1 pseudogene is annotated in these 522 nt (G+C 67.4%); it reads left to right on the plus strand.

The window, feature by feature from the left end:
- Window positions 1-522 (plus strand): annotated as a pseudogene (locus A9X04_RS28580) (hypothetical protein); the annotation flags it as partial.

Genomic DNA, 522 nt, shown 5'->3' on the forward strand with positions numbered 1-522 from the left:
CTGACGTCACTCGCGGCCGGCGCCGACCTGCTCTGCACCGGTCTGAATTTCGAGCAGGCCGCCGCCAACGTCGCCGAGTTCTACCGCATTCCGCTGGCGACACTTCATCACTTCCCGATGCGGGCCAACGGCCAGCTCGTTCCGCGCGTGCCGGCGCCGCTGTTTCGCTCCGGCATGAAAACGGTCGAGTGGTTGTTTTGGCGCTCGACGAAGCAAGTGGAGAACGCACAGCGCCGCGAGCTCGGACTGCCCGCGGCCACGAAACCCTCGCCCCGGCGGATCGCCGAACGCGGGTCGCTGGAAATCCAGGCCTATGACGAGGTCTGTTTCCCCGGCCTGGCCGCCGAATGGGCGAAGTGGAACGGCCAGCGCCCCTTCGTCGGGACACTGACCATGGAGCTGACCACGGACGTCGACGACGAGGTCGCATCGTGGATTGCCAAGGGCACGCCGCCGATCTGCTTCGGGTTCGGGAGCATGCCGGTCGCCGAGTCTCCCGCGGACACGGTCGCCCTGATCAGC

The sequence above is a fragment of the Mycobacterium sp. E3247 genome, from assembly GCF_001667785.1.
In the GTDB taxonomy this organism is placed as follows: domain Bacteria; phylum Actinomycetota; class Actinomycetes; order Mycobacteriales; family Mycobacteriaceae; genus Mycobacterium.